Source organism: Amycolatopsis sp. NPDC039088, from assembly GCF_055598845.1.
The window spans coordinates 18,192-25,358 of record NZ_JBVKAE010000053.1 but is presented as its reverse complement, the minus strand read 5'-3'; the positions used below and the strand labels follow the sequence as shown (position 1 = coordinate 25,358).

Genomic DNA, 7,167 nt, shown 5'->3' with positions numbered 1-7,167 from the left:
CCCAATGTCCCGAAAGTGGCTTTCGGGACATGAGATACCACCCACGACCCCGGGTCACGCCTGGCATTTGGCCTTCACCGTCGCCGCGGCGTGGTGCGCGTAGGTCTTGGTGGAACCCGACCAGTCACGGCCCCGGTTGAGCAGCTGGACGGCCAGTTTCGCGCCGTTGATCCGGAACGTGCCGACGTTGACCCACCGGCCGCGGTTGCCGATCTGGTCGACCTGGAACGTCCCGACCGGGGTTCCCTTGTCGACCGCGAACCGGTCGTACACGCGATAGACCGACGGGCTGCCGCCCACCGCGGTCACGTCGCCGTTCGGGACGAACACCGAGACCGCGCAGGAGCCGGCGGTCACCGGGCCGGTGTTGAACGTCCACAACCCGTACGCGCTCGTGTCGTCCTTGTTCGCGTCGCCGGACATGGGGATCGAGACGAAGGACGTGCCGCAGCCGCCGTCGCCGTGATTCACCCAGCCCGACTTGCCGTCGCTGTACGCGCCGACGCCGGTGAATCCGGTGCCACCGCCGCATCCTCGGCCGGCCATGCCCTCGTAGGTGACCGCCTTGGCACCCGGAGCGGCCGGGCCCTGGGGCTGCTGGGCGGGTGGCGGGCCCTGGTGCTGTTGCGGTGCCTGAGCCGGACCGCCGCCCGCCGCCGGTGGCCCGCCGGGAAGACCCGCGGTTCCGGGGTCCGCGGGCGCTCCCGGCTGACCGGCCGGTATCCCGTCGGCAGCCTGTGCCGGCAGCTGATTTCCGGGTTGGCCCGCGGGCACACCGGCCGCGTCGGCGGGCGGCGCGGCGAGTCCCGGCACGAACCCGCCGTCCGGCGGGAGGTCCTTCGCGTAGCCCGCCGATCCGGGCCCCTCACCGGGTTCGGCGTCGCCGAGCAGTCCGCTGAGCGCCATCGGGAGGGCGACCAGCACGACACCGGCGACCGCCGCCGCCACGATCACCGGTTTCGACATCCGTCCCGACGGCGGCGATCCGGCGTCGGCGCCCGCGTCCACGACCGGCGGCACGGCACCGGCCGCGACCGTTTCGGCTGCCGGGGACGGCGTGGTTTCGGTGTCCGCCTTGGCTTCGGGGGCGGTGGGTGCCGCCACTTCCGCCGTGGCGACCGCGACGCCGGTGGACTCTTCTGCGTCCGAGGGCATGGTGTTCCCGCTTCCTTTACTGGCTGAGGTCGATCAGCGGCCGCCGACACGGCCGCCGGAAGTCGCTAGCGTTTGAGTCCTCTGTGGACGTTCTCGATGTTCTGGCTCTCCGCCACGGCGAGTTTCGCGGCCATCCCCTTGGTCACGTTGGTCTGGTTCGCGACGACTTCGCCGATCGAGACGAAGGCGCCTTCGATCTTCGTGACCGGGTCGCCGAGATTGGTTTTGATCTCCTCGCCCATCTCGTCGTCACCGGCGGCCTCGAAGATCAGATCCCGCCGATCGCCGCCGAGTTCGCTGATCCGGCGCATCTTGGCGCCGATGTCCTGGTACGCCTCGGCAAGGGCTTGCATGGCCCGCGGGTCCGCCCTGAAATCCGTCATGATCCCGCCCTCATCCCGCCCTCATCCCGTCGTGGTACCGGTGCTCTGACCGGCGCCTTCGCCGAATCCGAAAGTGTGGTCGCGCTGGGTGTCCGCACTCAGCCGGGTGCTGCCGGGACCGCGGGCCCGGCGTCGGCGCCCGCCGAGTACGCCCGGAGCGACGACCGGGTCGGTGCCCCAGGTCTCCTCGTCCTCGGCGATCCAGGTCGTCCGGTCGCGTTCGGACTTTCCCTGCCCGGCACCTCCCGCCCCACCCGCCGAGGGCGGATAGAACGGCACCCCGCTCCCGTTTCCGGTCCCCGGCGCCGTTTTGGGACCGCCGAGTGTCGGCGGGCTCGCGGGCTTCCCTCCCGGCGATGAGGCAGCAGGCGAAGGGACGTCCGGCGACACCCCGATCCGGCCGCCACCGAGTGCGCCCGGTCCACTGTGGAAATTCGACTGCGGGTCGAATCTCGACATGGTGATGGGCAACCTGTCGGGGGCGCGGAGCGGCGGTAGCGACGGCGGGTTACGCCGCAACGACTTGAGGTACCGCTCCATCGCCGACTCCCCGGGATCTCCGGAGACGGTCGTGCCCGGCGGCGGATACGCCTTGCGCAGCCGGTCCTTCTGCTCCAGGTTCCCGGTGCCCCTCGGCCCGACGATCTCGCCGTTGCCGTTCACCCGTGACCCCGGCGGGACGATGATCGGCCTGCCGTCGGGCCCCAGTACGGGTTTGCCGTCCGGCCCGATGACGGTGCCGTCCCGGCCGACGTGGGAACCGGTTGGCACCTTCAGGAAGTTGTTCGGCCCGCCCACCTTGGTGATCGGCGGCGGGAACGATCCGCCAGGGCCGTTGACACCGACATGGGTGACCGGCGGTGGCGGCGGCGAGGACGAGGTGGTGTGCGGGCCGCCGTCCCCGGTCGATCCGTCCCCGCCACCGGGCCCGGCGCCGTCGCCTCCGGACCCCGCCCCGCCGTCCCCGGCACCGCCGGAGCCTCCCGAGAGATTCAGATGGACGGGGGTCCGGAGCATCGGCAGATACGGCAGGGATTGGCGGTAGGTCAGATCGAGCAACCAGGCCACCGCAGTCCCGTTGGCGTCCGCGACCTTCAGGTGTTCCTGCCAGACATGTCGCGCGGCGGCCTCCAGCTTCTCGCGCGGAGCGGTGTTGCCTTCGTCCAGCACCCCGCCGAGATAGGTGCTCTTCGGCCAGCCGTCCTTCTCCCTGTCGTACTTGGGGGGAGGATGACTGGCGAAGTCCGCGGCCAGCTCGGGTGCCTGCCAGATCGCGCGCACCACGCCGCTCGGGGTGAACAGCGCCGATCCCGGCGCGGTGACCGAGAACCCCAGCCCGGTGTCATAGGTGAAGCTTTCGCCGCCCTGCCATCGCGCGCGTCCCTCGTCGAGCACTTCCCCGGCGCGTTTCAGCAAACCGCCGGCCAGATGCAGCGTCTCCCAGGTCGTGCGGTCCTTGGTCAGCTGGGCGACGAGGCCACGGCATTTGACGGCGAGCTCGTCCAGCACGTTCCAGAAAGCGCCCGCGCCGGTGCCCTGGAAGGCGTCGCCGCGGTGGCCGGTCTTGTCCCGCCAGGTTTCCAGCGGGGCGACCTGTGCGGTCAGCCAGTTCGCCACCCCGCCCACGGTGATCGACGCCCGTTCGAAGGTGGAGTGTTTCCCCACCGGGTTCGTTTCGTCCCGCAGGGAGTCGACGACCTTGTTCCCGGTGGTGAAATAGGTCCCGGCCGCGCTCTCCAGTTCCTTGCTCGGGTCGGCGACGGCGTACCAGGACGTGAAGAACGTCATGCCTTCCGCGTGGATCAGATTCGTCGGCACCTTGTTGCTGGGACCGCGAAGGTGGGTGTACACGCGCCACGACAACCACGGCACCCCGAGGATGGTCGACCGCGGCGGCACCACGGGAACCTCGGGATCGCGGGTGAAGATGTTGAGCGCTTCTTCCCACACCCATTTCGTCGTGTCCGGCCCACCCAGCGCCACCGGGGATCAGTCCCTTCCCCTGCCGAAGACGTCCGAGGGCGCCTCTTTCCACAGAGCCGAGAACGCCTTGTCGACGTCGGTGCCGCCCGTCATGGCGGCACGGAGGTCGTCACGCTGGTCCATGAGCGGGCCGAAGACCTCCACGACGGTGTCCGCCATCTCCCGGCGGGCGCGGTCCAGCACGTCGAGCAGGGTCCTGGCGAGCTGCTCCGGCGGCATGGTCCGGTACTTCGTGGTGTTGAACTTGAGCCCCACCACGGAGTTCTCCGCGTTCATGGTCACCGTGACCATCCGGTCCGGTGAAGTCGCGGAAGTGGTCCGGGACGCGAGGTCGGCTTTCGCCGACTCGATCCGGTCACGCTGATCCCTGAGCGTGACCATGGTCTGGTGAAGTTGCTCCTCCAGCCAGTCGGCCATCGTTTCCTCCCTGTCCGTAGTCGCGTGAGCCGCCGGCACCGCGGCCGGCCGTCCTGCCTCGTCGCCTGCGGCCGCCGAGCACCGAAGGCGGCAGCTTCGGGTCGGTGCCCCAGGTCTCCTCGTCCTCGGTCAGCCAGGTGGTGCGGTCGCGTTCGCCCTTGTTCTGGTCGCCACCCGCACCCGCACCGGCACCACCCGCGGTCGGCGGATAGAACGGGACTCCGCCCATGCCGTTCTGCGGGTTCCCGGCGCCCTGCTGGTCCTTGATCAGCGACGGGCCGCCCTCGGTCGTCACCGGTTTGCCCGGCGGCGCGGACGTCTCGTGCCCGCCCGTCATGCCGAGTCCGCCCGGTGTACCGATCGACCCCACACCGGTCTTCGACACCGACGGTCCACTGTGGAGAGTCGGCATACCGCCGGTTGACGTCGACAGCGCCGGGGACCCGAGCAACGTCGGCATCGACGGGGCGTTGCCGCCGCGCAGGGACTTCAGGTACCGGTCCAGATCCGACTGCTGTGACTCGTCCTTCTTGACGGGCTCCGCCCGCGCCAGCCTGTCCTTCTCCGCGAGCTTGTCGCCCTTCGGCCCGATGATCTCGCCGTTGGGCCCCACCCGGGAACCGGGAGGCACGACGATCTGCCGCCCGAGCGGGTCAAGGAGCGGCTTCTTGTCCGGGCCGAGCACGACGCCGTCGGGGCCGACGGACGAACCGGATGGCACCTTGAGCGGCTCGTCGGGTTTCGGCGGGGCCGGTGGCGGCTTGGGTCCGCCCTTCGGCGGAGGCGGCGGGGGCGGCGGAGGAGGCCCGCCGTTGGGTCCCTTCTTGTCCTTGTCGCCCTGGGAACCCTTGGTGTCCTTGGTGGGATCCGGAATCTTCGGCGGCGCCTTCGAACCGGGCGGCGGCTTGGGGCCACCACCCGTCCCGGGCGGAGGCGGCGGCGGGGGCGGTCCCTGCGACCCGGGAGGCGGTTTCGGCGGCGCTTTGTGAAGGTTGAGCCGCAGCGGTTCCCTGATCTGCGGCAGGAGGAGCTTCGCGGCGTTGTAGCTCGTCGGGAGGCTCGTCAAAACCGTGGTGGCGGCGGGATCCAGGACGTTCACGATGTGGTCGATCCACAGTTTCTGCGCCGCGGCGGCGATCCCGTCCCAGAAGGCGGGGTTCCTGGCGTCCGCGCCGAGGAGGGTACTCCTGGGATAACGCTCGCCGCCGGTCCCGCTCCAGTCGTCGTCCTTGGCCTTTTTCAGGTCTTCGGTGAACTTCGCGGAGGTCCAGATCGCCCTCAGGCAACCGCCCGGCCAGGCCAGCTGGCTGCCCGGCAGGTCCAGCGGGCCGAACACGCCGGTGTCCCTGGTGAACACCTCGGAGGACATCCACCTCGCGTGGGCTTCCTGGAGCTTCGCGAAGGCCCACTCGAGTCCGCTCTTGCCCTCGTTCGCGGCCGTCGCGGGATCGTCCTTGTGTCCCAACGCGTTCTTGAGCGCGTCCGGCCGGGCACCCAGCTGCCTGACCAGATCGTTGCTCTTGAAGATCAGGCCGTCCAGGACATCCCGGAACGCGCCGGCACCGGTGCCCTGGAAGTCATCGCCCTTCTTCCCGACCTTGTTCTTCCAGACGGTCAGGTCCGCGGCATGCCGGGTGAGCAGGGCCTTCGTGCCGTTCAACGCGTCGAAGGCCCTGGTGAACGTCCAGGGCTGCGCCACCGGATTGGTGTTGTAGTAGCCCTGCATGGACTCGAGGATGTCGTCCATGTTGCCGTAGAACTTGGTCATCACCGGCGTGAACGCCTCGTAGTTCGCGCTGCCCACCGCCCAGTACTCCATCCACCAGGTCTCGGTGGAGGCGAAGAAGTCCCAGCCTTTGGGGTCGGGGAGGCCGCGGCTTTTGGCGTAGACGTCCCATTTGAGCCACTGGATCCCGGTGACGGTCTCGCGGTCCGGTACATGGGTGTCCGGCGCGTCGGGAACGACGAAGATCTTGAGAGCTTCTTCCCAAGGCGTCTTCCCCACCTTGGGCTCGGTGGAAGTCATCGTGGATCAGGTTCCCGTGCCGCCGCCGGGGGCGGGAGCGGGAGTGGGAGTGGGCGCGAGGATCTCCCCGAGCTGACTCATGTTCAGTTCGGTGGACAGCTTGATGTTCTCGTCCTCACCGCTCATCGCGATCCCCACCACGTAGGTGATGCTCGCGTTCAACTTGATGAGCTGGTTCTTGATCGCGTCGACCTGCGTGTGCAGCGTCGGGCCGGTGCCCGTAGGCGCCTCGTACTTCTCGATCAGCAACCTGGCGGGTTCCCACGCCTCGGAACCGGCCAGCAGCCGTCGTGTCCCTTTGGCGCTGCCCACGGTCAGAGCCAGTTCCGCGACGTGCGGATCGGTCTCCAGCTCGTCGACCATCTTCTGCAGCACGTTGCTCTGGAAATCCCGCAGAAAGCTCACCGTGATCTTGATGTCGCCGCTGTCCGGCTTGTCCGCCACGCCCCTACTCCCTTTCCCGAAAACGGCCCGGAATCAGATCTGGAACTTCGCCCCGATGTTCTTGTCGGTGCGCTGGTAGTTCTCGAAGGACATGGCCAGCGTCTGGTGTCCCTTGGTGAACCGGCCTTCCATGGCCTTGGTCGTGGCGTGCCAGCGACGCTGCAGGTCCTCGTAGGACGTGGCGCCCTGACCGATCCAGCTGCTGGTCATCGGCTTGATGGCCTGTTCCAGGTCGACCAGTGCGGCGTCGATCTGCTTGCTCAGCTGGACCATCCGCTCGGCGAGGTGCGGGACGTTGCCGCTGACCGCGAAACCGTCATAGGGAGTGCTCATGATCGTTTCCTCTCTGAATCAGGTGGGGAGTGGTCAGGTCAGCGCGTCGAAGACGCGGTTGCCCTCGTTGCCGCCGAACGAGTTCAGTGCGGTCAGGTTGATGTCCTCTTCCGCGGTGTTCATGTTCCGGTCGCTCTCGCTGACCAGGTTCTTGATCTCCGTGAGCATGTTGAGCACCTGGATGTAGTCCTGCTCCCACAGCTCGAGCTGGTTGAGGAAGGTCTGGGACGCCGCGCCCTGCCAGTCGGCCCTCAGGTCGCTGCGGACCGCGGTCACTCCCGTGTGGATGGTCTTGCACGAGGACTCGCACTCCTCGATGGCGGCGATGCCGCCCTTCATCCCCGTGTCGGTCTTCTGGAACTGCATGGTCATCTTCTCGCTCGTCCTTCCTCAGGATTTCGCGGACTTTCACCGGTCCACAGCAAG

The 7,167-nt window shown here is 68.6% G+C and carries 8 protein-coding genes; all 8 read right to left on the bottom strand.

The annotated features are described in order from the left end of the window. Positions 1-54: 54 nt before the first annotated feature. Complete coding sequence (locus ACZ7KI_RS39695; RefSeq protein ID WP_470278154.1) at positions 55-1,155, bottom strand: hypothetical protein; 1,101 nt, start codon at positions 1,153-1,155, stop codon at positions 55-57. Positions 1,156-1,220: 65 nt separating this feature from the next. After that, a complete protein-coding gene (locus ACZ7KI_RS39690) occupies positions 1,221-1,538 on the bottom strand; it encodes a hypothetical protein (protein ID WP_470278153.1) in 318 nt (105 codons plus the stop codon). Between the two features lie 21 nt (positions 1,539-1,559). Continuing rightward, positions 1,560-3,521, bottom strand: coding sequence for a hypothetical protein (locus ACZ7KI_RS39685; RefSeq protein WP_470278152.1), 1,962 nt, complete (start codon positions 3,519-3,521; stop codon positions 1,560-1,562). A 6-nt stretch (positions 3,522-3,527) separates the two neighbouring features. Then, positions 3,528-3,938 carry a YbaB/EbfC family nucleoid-associated protein gene (locus tag ACZ7KI_RS39680; RefSeq protein WP_470278151.1) on the bottom strand — a complete coding sequence of 137 codons (411 nt, stop codon included), beginning with the start codon at positions 3,936-3,938 and terminating at the stop codon, positions 3,528-3,530. Continuing rightward, positions 3,877-5,964, bottom strand: coding sequence for a hypothetical protein (locus tag ACZ7KI_RS39675; RefSeq protein WP_470278150.1), 2,088 nt, complete (start codon positions 5,962-5,964; stop codon positions 3,877-3,879). Before ACZ7KI_RS39675 ends, ACZ7KI_RS39680 begins: the two co-directional genes overlap by 62 nt. Before the next feature lie 6 nt (positions 5,965-5,970). Next, a complete protein-coding gene (locus tag ACZ7KI_RS39670; RefSeq protein ID WP_470278149.1) occupies positions 5,971-6,408 on the bottom strand; it encodes a hypothetical protein in 438 nt (145 codons plus the stop codon). Positions 6,409-6,441: 33 nt separating this feature from the next. Further along, on the bottom strand, positions 6,442-6,741 hold the full coding sequence (locus ACZ7KI_RS39665) for a WXG100 family type VII secretion target (RefSeq protein ID WP_470278148.1): 300 nt from the start codon (positions 6,739-6,741) through the stop codon (positions 6,442-6,444). Positions 6,742-6,774: 33 nt separating this feature from the next. Then, the gene (locus ACZ7KI_RS39660; protein WP_470278147.1) at positions 6,775-7,113 is read right to left on the bottom strand and encodes a WXG100 family type VII secretion target; all 339 of its coding nucleotides are present in this window, start codon (positions 7,111-7,113) and stop codon (positions 6,775-6,777) included. Positions 7,114-7,167 lie beyond the last annotated feature (54 nt).